This is a genomic window from uncultured Cardiobacterium sp. (genome assembly GCF_938028825.1).
Lineage (GTDB): Bacteria > Pseudomonadota > Gammaproteobacteria > Cardiobacteriales > Cardiobacteriaceae > Cardiobacterium.
This window is the reverse complement of record NZ_CALIZP010000088.1, coordinates 1-18,230: the sequence shown is the minus strand read 5'-3', so window position 1 is coordinate 18,230 and position 18,230 is coordinate 1. Positions and strand designations below refer to the sequence as shown.

Below are 18,230 nucleotides of genomic sequence, written 5' to 3'. Positions count from 1 at the left end.
ATGCCGATGAGCAGGGTGATGTTGCCGTTGTAGCCTTTGTCGGTGTGGGTGCGGTAGTAGGTGCTGCCGTCGCCTGCGTTGTAGCGTTCGCCCGCCGTGCCCGCGATGGTGACGGTTTCGCGGTTGGCGAGGAAGCTGTCGTCGGCGTCAAGGCCGGGTGTGATGTCGCGGAACTGGCTGAGCAGGGCGGTGGTCTCTTGGGCGGCGATGCGTTCTTTGGCGGTGAGCCAGGTGATGCTGACGGCGCTGATGGTGATGGTGGCGTAGGCGAGGAGGCGCAGGGCGGCGTTGGTGGGGGCGTTCATCGGTAGCGGGGTTGGGTGAGGGGGTCAATGAGGGGGACGAGGCCGTTGCCCAGCAGGATGGCGAAGGCGACGCCGTCGGGGAAGTTGCCGAGGTTTCTGATGGCGATGGCGACGGCACCAACGTAAATACCGTAAATCCAGCGGCCCAGCGGGGTGGTGGCGGCGGTGACGGGGTCGGTGGCGATGAAGCAGGCGCCGAAGATAATGGCGCCGCTTGTCAGCTGGGCGTAGGGGTTGAGCATGTCCGTACCCTGCAGCCAGAAGGCGGTGGCGCAGAGGGTCGCGCCGATAAGGGTGGAGGCGAGCAGGCGGTAGTCGGCGGCGCGGGTGGTGGTGAGCCAGATGCCGCCCGCGAGCCAGGCGGCGGTGAGGAGTTGCTGTTGCCAGGGCGGGTAGAGGGCGTTGAGCGGCGCACCGCCGATACGCAGCATGCGGCTGTGGTCAAGCAGGGTGGCGGCACTGGTGGCGTCCACGCTGCCGAGGGCGACGGGGGCGGCGGGCGCGCCGCTCATCAGCGCGGGGAAGCTGACGAGGAGGATGGCGAAGCCGACCATGGCGGGGTTGAAGGGGTTCTGGCCGAGGCCGCCGTAGAGGTGTTTGCCGAGGAGGACGGCGAAGGCGGTGCCGAGTGCCACCAGCCACCACGGCGCGAGGACGGGCAGGGACAGGGCGAGCAGCAGGGCGGTGATGAGGACGCTGCCATCCCGCAGCGGCGCCAGCGGTCTTTGCCGCAGAAGCAGTACGGCGGTTTCGCAGAGGTAGGCGGTGATGACGGCGACGGCGAGTTGTCCCAGCCAGCGGCTGCCCTGCCACCAGATAAGGACGAGGATGCCGGGGATGAGCGCGGCGGCGACTTGCAGCATGACGCGGCGCAGCGGCGGCGCGGTGTGCAGGTAGGGCGAGGTGGACGGGGTCATGGGGTGCTGTTGTCGGGTTTGCGGATGGGCACGGCGGTGTCGCGCAGGTGCTGCTTGAGTTTGGCATGGGCGATGCGGCGTTCTTCGGTTTTGGCGCGGGCGGCAGCAAGGCGCGCGGCGCGGGGGTCGGTTTGTTTGTCAGTCATGATGATGGGGTTGTGGATGGATAAAGGGTGTGGTTGTTACGCCCGGCGGTCCCGCCGCGTCATGGTCGTTCCCAATAGAACCGATGAGGTGTTGGCTCGCCTGGCCGGGCACGCATAAAAGCGCTACGCAATTTTATGGGAAACCCGCGCCGTATATCTTACTGCCTTCGGCGCACCGCCTTCCCGCCTTGATTTCCGGGATTGGCATAAACGCTCCCCAGCGCCTTCTCCAATGGGAGAGCTTTGTGATTACGTGTAGTGGATCTTGCCTGGGCGGCAGCGGGCTGAAGCCCGCCCGTGGCGGGATTTACCCAAAGCATCTGCATGACGTTTGCCGGGATCGAGCCTTTGATTAAAGACAGGGAATCTGGGGCACTGCCGGCGGACAACGTTTGATGCAGGGGCGGAGAGGATTTGAGAGAACGCGGCAGCAAAGTGGTCATTGTGCCGCGCTATAAACGGCGGCATGTGGTTGAGAAATTTTTCTGTAAATTGAAGGCGTTCAGGAACGTTACCCTGCGGGTGGAGAAGACGGATTCACCCTTTTCCGCTAAGCTAACATCTATCCGGCCGCTGCCATTATCGCCTTGCAGTGATGCCAATAGCCCCGCGTGGTACAGGTTCTTGACCGTACCCAAACCCCGCTCAAGACAGCGACAGCCCCGCTCCATCGTTACCTTTATCATCACCCACCGAGACACCGCCATGCCCACCCGTCGCCAGACCCTCCTCGCCTTCCTCGCCCTGAGCCTTGCCGCCTGCGGCCGTCGCAAGCACGCCGAACTGCCGCGCGACAGCACCGTGCTCGCCCTCGGCGACTCACTCACCTACGGTTTTGGCGCGAACCCCGACGAGGCTTATCCATCCCGCCTCGCCGCACTCAGCGGCTGGCGCATCATCAACGCCGGACAAAGCGGCGACACCAGCGGCGGCGCACTGGCCCGCCTGCCGCAACTGTTGCAGGAACACAATCCGCGCCTCGTCATCATCAGCATCGGCGGCAACGACTTCCTGCAACGCCTGCCCGAACAGGAAACCCGCGCCAACATCACGGCCATCATCGCCGCTTGCCGTGCGGCGGGCGCGGACATTATCCTCGTCGGCGAACCCGGCGTCAGCCTCGGCGCCGCTCTCGGCTATCCCGGCGACCACGCACTTTATGCCGACATCGCCGCAGCCGAGCGGCTGCCGTATTACCGGGACGGCTGGTCGAACGTGCTCGGCAAAGACGCCCTCAAATCCGACCAGATTCACCCCAATGCCGCCGGTTATGCCGCCTTCACCCAGGATTTTGCCACCTGGCTGAAAAAAGAAGGCCGGCTGCGCTGAACGGCGTCCCGCTATGGGCGACGGGAGGTGCCGGTGTGCACGACAAAAAGCGGGGCATTGCCCCGCTTCTTTATTTTGTGACCCCCAGCTGATCCAGCATGAAGGCGTACATTTCTGCCGTTTCGCGATAGCGGCGGAAACGGCCGGATTTACCGCCGTGTCCCGCTTCCATATTGGTGCGGAAGAGGATGGGGTAGCTGCCGGTGTTCACGTCACGCAGGCGCGCGACATATTTCGCCGGTTCCCAGTATTGCACCTGCGAGTCCCACAGGCCGGTGCCGACGAACATCGCCGGATAGGCTTGCGCTTTCAGGTTGTCGTAGGGTGAGTACGAAAGCATGTAGGCATAACTTTCGGCGCTCGCTTCCGGGTTGCCCCATTCATCGTATTCATTGGTGGTGAGCGGGATGCTTGGGTCGAGCATGGTGGTAACCACGTCAACGAAAGGCACTTGCGAGAGGATGACGCGGTAGTCTTCTGGCGCCATGTTGCTGATGGCCCCCATCAGCAGGCCGCCAGCGCTGCCGCCCAACGCCGCAACGCGGTCTTTCGCGGCGTATTGGTGCTCAACGAGGTAACGCGTGATGTCGATGAAGTCGGTAAAGGTGTTCTTTTTGTGCAGCAATTTGCCGTTTTCATACCATTCACGCCCCATTTCCTGGCCGCCGCGTATGTGCGCCAGCGCATAGACCACGCCACGGTCAAGCAGGCTGACGGTGCTGGCGCTGAAGCCCGGATCCATCGAGAGGCCATAGCTGCCGTAGCCGTATTGCAGGAGTGCCGCCGTGCCGTCGCGCTTGAAATCCTTGCGGTACACCAGCGTGACCGGCACTTTCGTGCCATCGCGCACCGGCACCCACAGCCGCTCGGTGGTGTACTGGTGGCGGTCGTAACCCGGCACCGGCTGCTGTTTCAGCTCGCGCCGCTCGCCCGTCGCCATGTTCATTTCATAGACAATCGCGGGCGTGGTCATCGACGTGTAGCTGTAGCGCAGCCAGGACGTGTCCGCTTCGGGATTGGCGGAAAGCCCCATTGAATAGGCGGGTTCGTCCGCCTTTACATACTCGCTCGTGCCGTCTTTTTTCAGGATGCGGATGCGTTCCAAGCCTTCAGAACGCTCGCCGATGACGGTGAAATCGTCGAAAAGTTCGACATCTTCGACCAAAATGGCGGGATCGTGTGCGATCCATTCCTGCCAGTCCTTGCGCGCGGTGGCATTATCGGCGGCGGTCATCACTTTGAAATTGCGCGCGCCGTCGGCGTTGGTGCGGATGACCCAGCGTCCGCCGAAGTGGTCGGCGCCGTATTCCACGTCGCGCTCGCGTGGGGCGAATACCTTAAATTCGCCGGGATTCTTCGCATCGGCATAGCGCATTTCATCGGAAACGGTGCTGCTGGCTTGAATCAGCAGGTAGGCCTCGTCGCGGGTGCGGCCCAGGCTGAGATAGAAACTGTCGTCCGCTTCCTCATAGACCACCACATCATCCTTGCTGTCCGTGCCGAGAACGTGCTTCTTCACCCGCTTGCTGAGTAGCGTTTCCGGGTCATTCTCGATATAAAACAGCGTCTTGCCGTCATCCGCCCACAGCGCGCTGCCGTTTGTGCCGCTGATGGTGTCAGGCAAGAGCTTGCCGCCCGCCAAATCGGTAACGCGCAGCGTGTACTGACGGCGGCCATTCGTGTCTTCCGCCCAGACCATCTTCTGGTTATCGAGCGTAATATCCACCGGTGCGGCGCTGAAATAATCATGCCCTTCGGCGAGTTTGTTTACATCGAGCAGGACTTCTTCGTTAGCGAAGTCGCCTGCCTCATTCGCCTTGCGGATAGACAGGGCATCCACGCCATCGCCTGCCGCGCGACGCGCATACACCGGATAATCCTTGCCGTTTTCAAAGCGCGTGTAATACCAGAAACCATGCTCGCGATACGGCACGGAACTGTCATCCTGCTTGATGCGGCTGACAATCTCGTCAAACAATTTATCTTCAAACGACTTTAACGGCTGCAATACCGCATCGGCATAATCATTTTCCGCCTGCAAATAAGCGAGCATTTTGGCATCCTTGCGCGCATCATCGCGCAGCCAATAATACTCGTCCTGCCGCTCGCCATGCGGCGATTTCACGGTGTACGGACGCTTTTCGACATCGGGCGGGGTTTGGGCTTGGACCATATTCATCGCAAATACCAAGGGTAACAAAAGAGAATAACCTTTCATGCCAGATTATTCCTCGGACATTTTGGGAAAACCTTTCGGCTCGACATAAGTGTGCTTATCGGCATCAAATTGCCAAATAAATTTCTCGCCTTTGAATGTTTTTATCGGTTTCGGTTTGGCATTCTTGCCCTTGCTGGCTTTCGCCATGCCGATAAAACCATCCAGCGATGATTCCAGCGGATAAACATTGCCAACCGCAGGCAAATCCTCGCGCACCGCGTATTTCACCTGCACATCCGCGCACTGTGACAAATCTTCCGGCTCGCAGCCGTCTTCCTCGCTGAAATTACTAAAACCGGATGGCACGAACGCGTCATGTATCGCCTTGCCATCATCCAGCAAAATCACCTGCGACGACCATGAACCGCCCCAAGCGGCATCACCGATAAACGTCGTCGCGCCCCACACATCCTTGCCGAAAAGTTGCCATTGCCAATCAGTTGGGGCAATGCCGTACTTGCCAAAACCCTCTCCCTGATACTGCACCGCAGGCTGCCAGTCCTTGCCGTCCGCAGACGAAAACGCAAACAGCGCGACCATGCCCGGTGCGCTGTGCGGCGTGTGCAGATTATCGCCGGCAAACAGCAGATAGCGACGTTTGCCAGCGGCAACATCCACCACCTTCTCGCTGACAAGGCGCAGACAGTAGCCTTCCAACCCGCCATCGCTGTCGGCATTCTCAACTTCCTTCATCGGCGCAAAATGGCAACCCTTGAGCTTATCCTCGGCAGCAAGGTGATTAGCGTCATCATTGAAGACCTTTAATGCCTCGGCATTCTCCGGAAAATGCTTGTCCAGCGTCTCCTGCGCGAGCGCGTCAATATCGGCGGCGAGCGCCTGCGTGGCGGCAAAAGCAGAAAAAGCCAGCAAAGGGCGGGGGAAATACATAGAAACCTCTCGGATGAAAAAAACAAAGGCGGCAAACATCTGCCGCAAAAACATCATAACGCAACAGGCGGGAAAACATCCCGCCTGTACAGGGTGTAAAGATTACGACTTCTTACTGATTACCGGTATTTTCCATATCATCCAAGAATCTGAGTGATTTGGGATAATCGGCAGGCATCATGTATTCATGTTTGTCCGGATTATAGGGGAAAAGGAATTTTTGATTTTTATATGCCTTGATGGGTTGCGTCTTGGCTTTTTTCCCTTTGCCTACTGATTTTAGTCCGTCATAACCATCAATCGTTACCTGCAAAGGATAGGTATTGCCCACTGCAGGCAAATCTTTGCGCACTTTAACGGTAGCTTCTAATGCTGTTTCATTTGCATAGCATTCTGCCTGACTTTTTTCCGCTATTTTCAAATACTCTTTATCATCACAATCCGCCATACCCGTAGTTTCAGCAAGCGTTGGAATTACGGTTTCGCGAATTTCCTTGCCATCATCATGCAATATTTGCGTGATGCCTTGCGTTGCGCCGCCTTGGGAAAAGCTGCCTTCCGTGATTACGCCCCATACACCAGGTCCGGTTTCCTGCCACTTAACCGCACCACTGCCTTTACCCCAAGAACCGCCGCCATCGGTTTCTTTATGGGAGAGCAAAGACCAGTCCTTGCCATCAGTGGAAGTAAAGATGAATAAACTATCCAAGCCGGAACAACCGCGACAAGTCATCAAGCTATCGCCAGAAAAAAAGACATAGCGTCGTTTATCTTGCGTCGTATCAACAATCTTCTCCCCAATAAAATCCATGCAATAACCGTACATTCCATCACCTTCATTGGATAACTCCTTATCTTCCTTAAAATAGCATCGCTTGGCCTTTTCACCTTCTGTAGTTTCATTAAAAACCTTCAGCGCTTTTTCATTATGGGGATATTGTTTTTCCAATAACTGCTGTACAAAGGCGTCCGGTTTTTTTGCCTGCGCAGTTGTCAATTGTGCGGCAGAAAGAATGGATATTGCTAAAAGTGTTCGGGTGAATTTCATAAAAAGTCCTTGATGGGCTGCCTGAATACGCGATTTGCGCGGAAAAATTTTACGTTTGCCGCCGGATAGTGGTCAATCAGGCAGCGGGGAAAAGAAATCGCCGCCGTGTTACGGCGCTTCCCGGTGTCGGCAAAGTGCCAAGCTGACGCTGATGAGCGCCATCAGCGCCAGCACAGCCAGCAGGATGAAGGCGTGCCGGCTGCCGTCGCGGGTGGCGGCGGCGAGTTGTTCCGGGTTGGCCCGCTGGGCGGCGGCAACGAGGCTGGCGGCGACGGAGGTACCGACGGCGCCGGCCAGTTGTTGCAGGGTGTTGAGTACGGCGTTGCCATCGGCCGATCGGTCGCGCGGCAGGGCGGCGAGGCTGCGGGTGGTGGTGTTGCCGACGGCGAAACCCTGGCCGAGGCAGTAAGCGGTGTAGATGCTCATGAAGAGGGCGGTGGTCAGTATTTGTCCGAGGACGGCGAAGGCAATCAGGGTGGCGAGCAGGAGGAGTGCGCCGCTCAGGATGGGTTTACGCGCGCCGAGGCGGTCGTACACGGTGCCGCTGATGGGGGCGATGCAGGCGCCGAGCAGGCAGCCGGGCAGGAGCAGCAGGCCAGACAGGGTGGCGCTGGTGCCGTTGGCAAGCTGGGCGTAATTGGGGATGAGGTAGCCCAGCGCCAGCACGCAGAACTGGATGAGCAGGACAAACAGCATGCCCTGCACAAAGACCGGATTGGCGAAGACGCGCAGGTTGACGAGCGGTGCGCTGCCGCGCAGCGAGCGGATGACGAAGAGGGTCAGGGCGATAGCGGCGAGCGCCAGCAATCCGCCGACTGTCCCGCTGAGCCAGCCATGCGCGGCGGCTTTTTCGGTGGCGAAGATGAAGCTGCTGAAAGCGATGACCAGCAGGAGGTAGTCGGGCAGGTTGATTTTTTCCGGTGCCAGCGGGCGGATGGGCTTGATGCCGGTAACACCGAGCGCGAGCGAGACGAGCAATACCGGCAGCAGGATGAGGAAGATGGTGCGCCAGCCGTAGCGGTCGATAACCACCCCGGCCAGTACCGGCCCGACCGCCGGCGCCATCGCCACGATCAGCGAGGCGATGCCCATGATGAGGCCGATGCGGGTTTTCGGTGCCTGGGTCAGGATGATGTTGAACATCAGCGGCAGGGCGATGCCGGTGCCCGCGCCTTGCAGGATGCGGCCGCTCAGGAGCAGGGCGAAGTTGGGGGCAAAGGCGCCGAGCAGGGTGCCGGTGATGAAGATGAGGCTGGCGGTGGTGAAGAGGGCTTTGGTGGCGAAGTTTTTGTTGAGCCAGGTCGAGAGCGGGATGATGAGCGCCAGCACCAGCAGGTAGGCGGTGGTCAGCCACTGCACGGTCGAGGTGTTGATGGCAAATTCGCGCATCAAGGTGGGGAAGGTAACGTTCATGGCGGTTTCGCTGACCACACCGGCGAAGGTCATCAGGCCGGTGGCAAGAATGGCGGCGAGCAGGGCGGGAGAGATGGTTTCTTTGTTGGTCATGGGTTTGAGCGGCAATCCGCTGTTGCTGGGGAGGCGCGCATGATACTGCAGCCACCCGCAAGCCGCGCCATCTTTCCGGCTTCATGCCGGGGCATCGTTTTTTGTCGTGCATGATAGGGAGCTGCCAATAAAAATCCCGCCGGATGGCGGGATTTTTAATAGCGGAAGGCGGTCAGGCCAGCGCTTGGTAGGCCGCTTCGATTTCTGCCACCACGGCGGCATCGGTGAAGTCGCTGTATTTGGCGAGCGTTGCGGCGATGCCGTGCGCGTGGCGGTAGTACTGCATTTCCACCGCCTGCGGGTCGTCCGGGTTGTGGTAATGCAGGGCGGCAGCGATGGCGCGCACGGTAGCATCATGCGGCAGGCTGTATTCGCGCATGCCGTTAAGCGGCTTGATGAAGCGTTCTTGCGCGCCGAGTTTGCGCAGCGGCTGGCGGCCAACGCGGTCCACGTCGTCGTGCAGGTAGGGGTTGGCGAAGCGTTTGAGGATTTTTTCGATGTAGGCGCGGTGGGTCGCCGGGTCGAAGTTGTAGCGGCGGATGAGCACGGCGCCGCTTTCTTTCATCACGCCTTCGGCGGCGCGGCGCACGGCTTCGTCCTGCATGGCTGCGCCGACGGTGTGTTTGCCCGCCAGTTTGCCGAGGTAGGCGAGCGCGGCGTGGCCGGTGTTGAGGGTGAAGAGTTTACGCTCGATGAAGGCCATGAGTTTGTCGGTCGGCAGCATGCCGGTGATGGCGGGCAGCGCGCCTTTGAATTGGGTGCTGTCCACGATCCATTCGCTGAAGACTTCGACAGTGACGGCAAGCGGGTCGTCGTTGCCGCCAGTAACGGGCGGGACGATGCGATCCACGGCGCAATCAACGAAGCCGGTGTTGGCGTCGATGAGGGCGGCGTCCTCACCTGCGGCGGCGAGGACTTTTTCTTTGAGGTAGCTGCTGCCGCGCACCATGTTTTCGCAGGCGATGATGTTGAGCGGTGCGCCGCCTGCACGGTAGCGGGCGGCGAGGGTTTGCGCGAGTTGTGGCGCGATGATTTCCAGCACGGTCGGGCCGACGGCGGTGGTCACGAGGTCGGCTGCCGCGATTTCGGCGGTCATCACGGCAGCGTCGCCGGAGTTGACGCCGCGCACGTGGTTGACCGTCTGGTATTCGTCGACGCCGTCGCCGACGACGTGGACGCGGTAGGTGTGGTCGCGGTTCAGGCGGTCGATGACGGCGGTGTTGATGTCGGCAAAGATGACTTCATAGCCCGCATCGGCGAGGATTTTGCCGATGAAGCCGCGCCCGATGTTGCCGCCGCCGAAGTGCAGGGCTTTTTTCATGTAGCCTCCCTAGTTGCGGCTGAGGATGTCCAGCACCGCTTGCGGGTCACTGGTGGTTTTGAGCATTTCGATGTCGTCTTCGCTGTCGAGCGCGTTGGTGAGCGCGGCGATGACGCCGATGTGCTCGTTGTTCTGCGCGGCGATACCGATGACGAGGTAGGCTTTGTCGCTGTCGTTCGTGCCGAAGCTGACGCCTTCCGGGTATTGGCAGAAGACGATGCCGGTTTTCAGCACGGCGTCTTTGGCGACGAGGGTGCCGTGCGGAATGGCGATGCCTTCGCCGAGGTAGGTCGAGCTGTCGTTTTCGCGGGTAATCATCGCCTCGACATAGTCGGGGGTGACGAAGCCGCCTTCGACGAGTTTGCGCCCGGCGAAGCGGATGGCTTCTTCTTTGCTGAGGGCGCGGCGGCCGAGGAAGATTTGTTCGGCGCCGAAGGCGTAACGCGGCGCGCCGCCTTTGTTCGCGCGCGTTTCGGCGGCGGCGGGCGGGTGGTGGCCGACTTTCAGTTTGGCGACGACCTGGTCGTAGAAAGCGCGGTCGAGGAAGTTGGTGAGCGAGAGGTGCTCGGCCTCGGGGCGCAGGGCTTTGGCGCGCGGGGTGAGATCCTGGTGGGTGATGACGAGGCGGGCGTCGGCGGGCAGGTCGTTGATGGCGCAGTTTTTCACATCAATGGCAAGCCCCGCGTCCTGTACTTTTTTGCGCAACATGCTGGCGCCGGTCGCGCTGGATCCCATGCCGGCGTCGCAGGCGACGTACACGGTTTTCAGGTCGTCGTACTGGTGTGCGTCGGTGCCCGCGCCGAGTTTCAGGGTCTGCATCTTGTCGCGCGCGGCGGAGAGTTCTTCGTCGCCGCTCGCCGGCATGCGGCGCACAAAGAAGGCGGCGATGAGGAAGGACACGGCACAGGCGGCGGCGACGGCACACAAGACGCCGAGGTAGGATTCTTTCGGTGTCATCGCCAGCACCGCGATGATGGAGCCGGGCGAGGCGGGCGAAACGAGCCCGGCGTGCATGATGGTGAGGGTGAAGACGCCGGTCATGCCGCCCGCAATCACCGCCAGCAGCAGGCGCGGGTTCATCAGCACATAGGGGAAGTAGATTTCATGGATGCCGCCGAAGAAGTGGATGATGGCGGCACCGCCTGCGGTCTGCCGGGCCGAGCCTTTGCCGAACAGCATGTAGGCGAGCAGCACGCCGAGGCCGGGACCGGGGTTGGCTTCAATCAGGAAGAAGAGGGATTTGCCGTACTGCTCGACCTGCTGCACGCCGAGCGGCGAGAAGATGCCGTGGTTGATGGCGTTGTTGAGGAACAGCACCTTGGCGGGTTCGACAAAAACCGAAGTCAGCGGCAGCAGGCCGTGCTTGATAAGCACGTCCACCCCGACGGCGAGCGCATCGGACAGCCCCTTCACCGCCGGGCCAATGGCGAAGAAGGCGAGCAGGGCGAGAATCATGCCGATGATGCCGGCCGAGAAATTGTTGACCAGCATCTCGAAGCCGCTCTTGATTTTGCCGTCCACAGCGCGGTCGAAGGTTTTGATCGCCCAGCCGCCGAGCGGGCCGACGATCATCGCACCGAGGAACATCGGGATGTCCGAACCGACGATGACGCCCATCGTCGTGATCGCGCCGACCACCGCACCGCGATCACCGCCGGCAAGCCTGCCGCCGGTGTAGCCGATTAAGAGCGGCAGCAGATAAGTGACCATCGGGCCGACGATGCCCTTGCCTGCGTATTCGCCGAAGCCGCCGAGGACGGCAACCGGAAACCAGCCGGACTCGATAAACAGGGCGGTGATAAAGCCCCAGGCGATAAATGCACCGATATTCGGCATCACCATATTGGAAAGGAAGCGGCCAAACTGCTGCACCTTTAATTTCGTGGTCTCAGAAAACATCAAGCCTCCGCAGGTTATTTTACTCAAATGAACAGAACGTTACGTCCTACCGCCGCGCATCATATAGCGGGGGGGCGGTGAAAGCCATACGGCAGGGCGGAGGGAGCACCGGCAAGCGGCGGAAATGCCGGGGCGCGCAGGTGCCGGGCAGACGCGGGCCTGCTTTTGGCGTTCTTGGCAGAAAAATGCCGCCGGGCGGCGTGTACCGGGTTTCCGCGTAGATACCATTTGAACATGTTCATGTCTTCGCAGCAGGACTCCCAAGCAAGCATTTCCCCCGGCAACGCAATCAGTGCTATAACGCATCACACCACCCGAAACCAGGAAGCCCCATGCCCCAACACCCGCTAACCCCGCAGCAGGCGCGTTACCACGCTTGGCAACTCACCCGCCAGGCGCGGCGCGGCAGCATCGAATCCCTGGCAGGACCCTTGCTGGACGCGCAAGTTGACCTCAACCCGCATCAAGTCGAAGCCGCCCTCTTTGCCTGCAAAAACCCGCTTGAGCGCGGCGTCATCCTTGCTGACGAAGTAGGGCTGGGCAAAACCATCGAAGCCGGGCTGGTCATCCTGCAACACTGGGCGGAGCGCAAACGCCGCATTCTTATCATCACCCCTGCCAACCTGCGCAAACAGTGGCATCAGGAAATACAAGAAAAATTCGGCCTGGACGCCATCATCCTCGAAAACAAAAACCACACCGCCCAGCGCAAAGCCGGCAGAGACCCGTGGGATCAAGAATGCCCCATCATCTGTTCCTACCAGTTCGCGAAAAACGAAGCGGCAGACATCAAGCGTATCCCCTGGGACCTCGTCGTATTCGACGAAGCGCACCGCCTGCGCAACGTCTATAAAAAAGGCAACATCATCGCCAAAACCCTGCAAGATGCGCTGACACACGTCGGCGCGAAAATCCTGCTCACCGCCACCCCGCTGCAAAACAGCCTGCTCGAACTCTACGGCCTCGTCAGCATCATTGACGACCGCGTCTTTGGCAGCCTCGACAGCTTCCGCATCCAGTACGGCGGCAAAGCAGAAAAAACCGCGCTGGCACACCTGCGCCGCCGGCTGCTGCCGCTGTGCAAACGCACCCTGCGCAGCCAGGTGCAGCCGTACGTCTCCTACACCGCGCGCCGCCCCATCGTGCAAGAATTCACCCCGTCCGCCCAGGAAAAAGAGCTCGCCGCGCTGGTCGCCGATTACCTGCGCCGCCCCGGCACCCAGGCACTGCCTGCCGGACAGCGGCAACTCATCTCGCTGGTCCTGTGGAAACTGCTGGCATCCAGCAGCCGCGCCATCGCCGGGGCACTGCGCACCATGCAGGCGCGCCTGCAAGGCGAACTTGCCAAAGCTGCCAAACCCGACCTTGCTGCTGCATTGAACGAAGACTACGAAAACCTCGATGAAACCGCCGAAGAATGGGGAGACGCCGATGACGACAGCATCAGCCTCACCCCTGCCGAATACCAGGCCATCTCCAGCGAAGCCGACGAACTCAGGCGCTACTGCGAACTCGCCGAAAACATCCGCGAAGACGAAAAAAGCCGCGCCCTGCTGAAAGCGCTGGAACAAGCCTTCAAAGAACTCAACGAACTGGGCGCGCCGCGCAAAGCCATCATCTTCACCGAATCCCGCCGCACCCAGGACTACTTGCAAGAAACCCTGGCGAACACCGCCTACGCAGGCGAAAACGGCGACGGCATCATCCTCTTCAATGGCAGCAACAGCGACGCCCAGGCACAAAAAATCTACAAAAACTGGCTCAAACGCCACGAAGGCAGCGACAAAATCACCGGTTCCAAAACTGCCGACATCCGTGCCGCCCTCGTCGAACACTTCAAAGAGAACGGCACCATCATGATTGCCACCGAAGCGGGCGCAGAAGGCATCAACCTGCAATTCTGTCCGCTCGTCATCAACTACGACCTGCCGTGGAATCCGCAGCGCATTGAGCAGCGCATAGGCCGCTGCCACCGCTACGGACAAAAACACGATGTCGTCGTCGTCAACTTCGTTGACCGCAGCAACGAAGCCGACGCCCGCGTTTACGAACTGCTCGACCAGAAATTCCAGCTCTTCAGCGGCGTCTTCGGCGCCAGCGACGAAGTCCTGGGCGCCATTGGCAGCGGCGTGGACATCGAACGCCGCATTGCTGATATCTACCGCCACTGCCGCCTGCCTGCCGACATCAAAGCCGCCTTCGCCGCCCTGCAACAAGAACTGGCGGATGAAATCAACCAGGCCATGCTCAACACCCGCCGCGCCGTGCTGGAAAACTTCGACGAAAGCGTACAGAAAAAACTCGGCATTGCCGCACAAGACGCGCGCAGCACCTGCGAACGCACCCTGATGCAACTCACCGCCAGCGAACTCGGCGCCTATGCCGCATACCACGCGCACGGCTTCACCCTGCACCACCTGCCCGCCGACCTCGAATACAGCGGCATCCCGCTTGGCCGCTACGCCCTGCCGCAATACAGCGCGGGCGACAAAAACAGCCGCACCTACCGCCTCACGCACCCGCTCGCCCAATGGGTACTCAAACAGGCCAAACAGCGCGCCTGCCCACCCGCGCGCCTTACCTTCGACTACGCCGCCTACGGCAACAAAATCAGCAGCCTTGAGCCCTGGCGCGGACAAAACGGCTACCTCATCGCCCGCCTGCTCGACATCACCACCCTCGGCAAGCGCGAACAACACCTGCTCATCGCCGCCTGCACCACGGACGGCACCCCGCTCATCGAAGACGACCCCGAAAAACTGCTGAAAATCCCCGCCCGCAGCAGCGACGACTACACTGCGCCCACCGCCCGGCAGAACGCCGCCCTGCACGACGACCTTGACCGCCGCCGCGCGGCACTACTCGCTGCCCTCAAACAACAAGACCTCGCGCACATCGACCAGGAAGCACAAAAACTGGACGACTGGGCGGACGACCTCAAACAAAACCTCGAACAAGCCATCAAAGACACTGACCGCGAAATCAAAGAAGTCCGCCGTACCGCCGCCAGTGCTGTAACACTCGACGAAAAACTGCACTGGCAAAAGAAAAAACAAGAACTGGAAAACAAACGCCGCCGTCAGCGCCGCGAACTGTTTGACAGACAAGATGAAATCGACGCCGAACGCGACCGGCAAATTGCACAACTACAAGCACAACTGGCACAACAAATGACCGAAGAAGAACTCTTTACCATCGTCTGGGAACTCAACTGAGGAGGACACATGGCAGCGACCAACTTCAAAACCGAAAACAACACCTTCCGCAAACTGATCGGCAATGGCCTGACCTACCGCATCCCCCGCTTCCAGCGCGATTACAGCTGGGATGTCGAACAATGGGAAGACCTGTGGGCAGACATACAGGCCGTCTTGGGCGACGAAGGAGAAAGCGCGCATTACATGGGTTACCTCGTCCTGCAAAGTGAAGACGACAAACAATTTGACGTCATCGACGGCCAGCAGCGCCTGACCACCCTCAGCCTCATCGTGCTGGCTATCCTGAAAAACATCCAGCGCCAGATAGAAGCGGGTAACGATGCTGCCGATAACACCCGCCGCCTGGAACAAATCCGCCAGACCTACATTGGCTACCTTGATCCCGTCACCCTGATAGCCCGCCCCAAACTCACCCTGAACCGCAACAACAACAGCTACTACCAAAACCACCTTATCCCGCTTGCCCACCTGCCGCAGCGTGGCCTGCGCGCCTCGGAACACCTCTTGCGTAAAGCCTTTGCATGGTTCGACAAACAAATCGCCAACCATCTGAAAAGTGCCAGCGGCGACGAAGGCAAACGGCTGGCACAACTGATGGAACGCATCAGCGACAGCCTCTTCTTCACCATTATCACTGTCAGTGACGAACTCAACGCCTACACCGTATTCGAAACCCTGAACGCGCGCGGCGTCCGCCTCTCCTCTACCGACCTGCTGAAAAACTACCTCTTTTCTATCCTGGATCGCGGACACAGCGAAAACGAACACGAACTGCACAACCTCGAAGAGCGCTGGGAAAACATCACAACCCGACTGCAAGGTGAAAAATTCCCGGAATACCTGCGCGCCCACTGGAACAGCCGCTACAAATTCACCCGCCAGTCCGAACTGTTCAAAGCCATACGCAGCAACATCAAAACGCGGGAAAATGCCTTTGCCCTCATACGCGGCATGGAAGAAGACCTGGATAACTACCTGTCGCTCACCTCGCCGGAAATCTCGGCATGGACGCCCAAAGACCAGGAAGCGGCGCGCCTCCTGAAACTGTTCCGCGTCCGCCAGCCTTACCCGCTGCTGCTCGCCGCTGCCCGCAAATTCAGCCCCGCCGACTTCACCACCCTGCTGCACACCGTTACCATCAGCTCCTTCCGCTACAACACCATAGGCGCTTACAGCCCGAACGAACAAGAACGCGTCTACAACGAAGCCGCCGAAAAAATCCATAACGACAGCATCAACCAACTGCCGCAACTCTGGGACACACTGAAACACATCTACATTGACGACCAGCGCTTCAAGGCCGACTTTGCCGAAAAAACCATCCGCACCACGGATACCCGCAGCAAACGCATCGTGCGTTACATCCTCTGCGCGCTGGAAAAATACCTCTCCGGCAACGAATACGACTTCCTCGCCGACTCCTACAACATCGAACACATCCTGCCGCAGAATGCACCGGACGACTGGGGCGGCTTCCGCTACGACGAAAGCAACGCCCTGCTGTACCGCCTGGGCAACATGACCCTGCTGTCAAGCGGCGAAAACCGCGAAATGGGCACCGCGCCCTACGTCCAAAAGCGCGCCATTTACGCCCGCAGCAACTTTGCCCTGACCCGCAAACTGGCGGAAGACAACGACGAATGGAGTCCGGCACACATCGCCAGATGGCAACAATGGATGGCAAAACAGGCAAGCGCCATCTGGCGCATTGACCAACTCAACTAACGGCAAACGCATGAAAAACCAAAAACTCGAACTCACCTGGATAGGCAAGCACAAACGCCCCAAGCTGGAAGCGCGCATCCTTCTGGAAGACGCCGAAAAAAGCTACCACGCCGCTACCCGCCGCGAGAATACTGAATTTGATAACCGCCTCATCTACGGCGACAACCTGCTTGCCCTGAAAGCCCTCGAACAGGAATTTAGCGGCAAGGTGAAATGCGTGTTCATTGACCCGCCCTACAACACGGGCAGCGCTTTTGCCCATTACGACGACGGATTGGAGCATTCCATCTGGTTGGGACTGATGCGTGACCGTCTGGAAATCATCAAACGTCTGCTGGCAGACGACGGTTCGCTGTGGATTACCATCGACGATAACGAAGCGCATTATTTGAAAGTGTTGTGTGATGAAATCTTCGGGCGGGGAAATTTTGTTTCAACCGTTATCTGGCAAAGGAAATATGCACCAAAATCGGATTCAAAATATTTCTCTGAATCCCACGACTTTATATTAGTCTTTGCTAAGCAACTTGAACTATTTAAATTAGGAAGGTTACCAAAAACAGAAAAGCAGAATAGCCGATATACCAATAGGGATAACGATCCAAGAGGCGCGTGGAAAGCGGATAATGTGCTGCGCAATGAAGAGCGTGACTATGCAATATTTCCTATTATATTGCCATCAGGAAGAACCGTGTTGCCGCCATCAGGGACAAGCTGGCGATATACCAAAGAAAAATTTGATGCCTTAATTGCCGATAATCGGATCTGGTTTGGTATTGATGGGAACGCTAGACCTGCTTATAAACGATTTCTTTCAGAAGTAACGGATACAATTCCGAGCACGACTATTTGGACACATGATGAAGTTGGTCATAACGATGAAGCAAAAAAGGAAATGCGGGCTTTTTTTGACACAGATTTATTTTCAACTCCCAAACCCGAACGCCTGTTGCAACGCATTATCCACCTCGCCACCAACCCCGGCGACCTTGTCCTCGATTCCTTCGCCGGCAGCGGCACCACCGGCGCGGTTGCCCACAAGATGGGGCGGCGCTGGATCATGGTCGAACTGGGCGAGCACTGCCACACCCACATCATCCCCCGCCTGCGCAAGGTCATTGACGGCACGGATCAGGGCGGCATCAGTAAAGCGGTGAACTGGCAGGGCGGTGGTGGTTTCCGCTATTACCGCCTCGCACCGACCCTGATTGTGCATGACCGCTGGGGTAACGACATCATCAACCCCGACTACAACCCGGAAATGCTGGCCGAAGCGATGGCGAAACTGGAAGGCTTCACCTACCAGCCCTCGCCGACCCTGTGGTGGCAGCACGGCCATTCCAGCGAAAACGACTACCTCTATGTAACGACGCAAACCCTCTCTACCGCGCAGTTGCAGGCGCTGGCAGAGGAAGTGGGGCCGGGGCGCAGTCTGCTGATTTGCTGCTCGGCCTGGCGCGGTATCACGCTGCAAGAAGCGGCGGAGCGCTTCCCCAACCTGACCCTGAAAAAAATCCCGAAAATGGTGCGCGAGCGCTGCGAATGGGGACATGACGATTACAGCCTGAACGTCGCCAACCTGCCGCTGGCCGAGGCCGACCAACCGCCGGAAGAACCGGGCAGCAAACAGGGCGGATTGTTTGATGACGGTGGGGATGGCGATGCGTGAGGAAACCCTGATGATGCCCGCCGACTATGGGCAATGGCTGG

At 59.3% G+C, this 18,230-nt stretch carries 11 protein-coding genes and 2 pseudogenes; 4 read left to right on the top strand and 9 right to left on the bottom strand.

Translation table 11 applies throughout. The features are described 5' to 3' along the window. The 3 genes and pseudogenes from Q0562_RS12590 to Q0562_RS12580 all read right to left on the bottom strand — a co-directional run. A pseudogene (locus tag Q0562_RS12590) lies at positions 1-305 on the bottom strand (electron transporter); the annotation flags it as partial. Next, a complete protein-coding gene (locus tag Q0562_RS12585; RefSeq protein WP_298644887.1) occupies positions 302-1,222 on the bottom strand; it encodes an RnfABCDGE type electron transport complex subunit D in 921 nt (306 codons plus the stop codon). The gene Q0562_RS12585 and the pseudogene Q0562_RS12590, both read right to left, overlap by 4 nt. Beyond that, complete coding sequence (locus Q0562_RS12580; protein WP_298644886.1) at positions 1,219-1,368, bottom strand: hypothetical protein; 150 nt, start codon at positions 1,366-1,368, stop codon at positions 1,219-1,221. Before Q0562_RS12580 ends, Q0562_RS12585 begins: the two co-directional genes overlap by 4 nt. Positions 1,369-2,073: 705 nt before the next feature. On the opposite strand from Q0562_RS12580, the gene Q0562_RS12575 reads away from it, so the two are divergent. Next, positions 2,074-2,697, top strand: coding sequence for a GDSL-type esterase/lipase family protein (locus Q0562_RS12575; RefSeq protein ID WP_298644885.1), 624 nt, complete (start codon positions 2,074-2,076; stop codon positions 2,695-2,697). Positions 2,698-2,767: 70 nt separating this feature from the next. Here the strand turns inward: Q0562_RS12575 and Q0562_RS12570 are convergent, their stop codons facing one another. The 6 genes from Q0562_RS12570 to Q0562_RS12545 all read right to left on the bottom strand — a co-directional run bounded on the left by Q0562_RS12570 (position 2,768) and on the right by Q0562_RS12545 (position 11,577). Continuing rightward, complete coding sequence (locus Q0562_RS12570; RefSeq protein ID WP_298644882.1) at positions 2,768-4,876, bottom strand: S9 family peptidase; 2,109 nt, start codon at positions 4,874-4,876, stop codon at positions 2,768-2,770. A 45-nt stretch (positions 4,877-4,921) separates the two neighbouring features. After that, positions 4,922-5,842, bottom strand: coding sequence for a hypothetical protein (locus Q0562_RS12565; protein ID WP_298644880.1), 921 nt, complete (start codon positions 5,840-5,842; stop codon positions 4,922-4,924). Between the two features lie 73 nt (positions 5,843-5,915). Then, on the bottom strand, positions 5,916-6,851 hold the full coding sequence (locus Q0562_RS12560; protein ID WP_298644878.1) for a hypothetical protein: 936 nt from the start codon (positions 6,849-6,851) through the stop codon (positions 5,916-5,918). A 108-nt stretch (positions 6,852-6,959) separates the two neighbouring features. Further along, positions 6,960-8,357, bottom strand: coding sequence for a DHA2 family efflux MFS transporter permease subunit (locus Q0562_RS12555; protein ID WP_298644875.1), 1,398 nt, complete (start codon positions 8,355-8,357; stop codon positions 6,960-6,962). Between the two features lie 172 nt (positions 8,358-8,529). Continuing rightward, positions 8,530-9,678 carry a mannitol-1-phosphate 5-dehydrogenase gene (locus Q0562_RS12550; protein WP_298644873.1) on the bottom strand — a complete coding sequence of 383 codons (1,149 nt, stop codon included), beginning with the start codon at positions 9,676-9,678 and terminating at the stop codon, positions 8,530-8,532. A 9-nt stretch (positions 9,679-9,687) separates the two neighbouring features. Continuing rightward, complete coding sequence (locus tag Q0562_RS12545) at positions 9,688-11,577, bottom strand: PTS mannitol transporter subunit IICBA (RefSeq protein WP_298644871.1); 1,890 nt, start codon at positions 11,575-11,577, stop codon at positions 9,688-9,690. 332 nt (positions 11,578-11,909) lie between these two features. Between Q0562_RS12545 and Q0562_RS12540 the strand changes: the two genes are divergently transcribed. The 3 genes and pseudogenes from Q0562_RS12540 to Q0562_RS12530 all read left to right on the top strand — a co-directional run. After that, positions 11,910-14,792 carry an SNF2-related protein gene (locus Q0562_RS12540; protein ID WP_298644869.1) on the top strand — a complete coding sequence of 961 codons (2,883 nt, stop codon included), beginning with the start codon at positions 11,910-11,912 and terminating at the stop codon, positions 14,790-14,792. 9 nt (positions 14,793-14,801) lie between these two features. Next, positions 14,802-16,520: a DUF262 domain-containing HNH endonuclease family protein gene (locus tag Q0562_RS12535; RefSeq protein ID WP_298644866.1), complete on the top strand. Its 1,719-nt coding sequence runs from the start codon at positions 14,802-14,804 to the stop codon at positions 16,518-16,520. A 10-nt stretch (positions 16,521-16,530) separates the two neighbouring features. Beyond that, positions 16,531-18,114: pseudogene (locus Q0562_RS12530) on the top strand (site-specific DNA-methyltransferase); the annotation flags it as partial. Positions 18,115-18,230 lie beyond the last annotated feature (116 nt).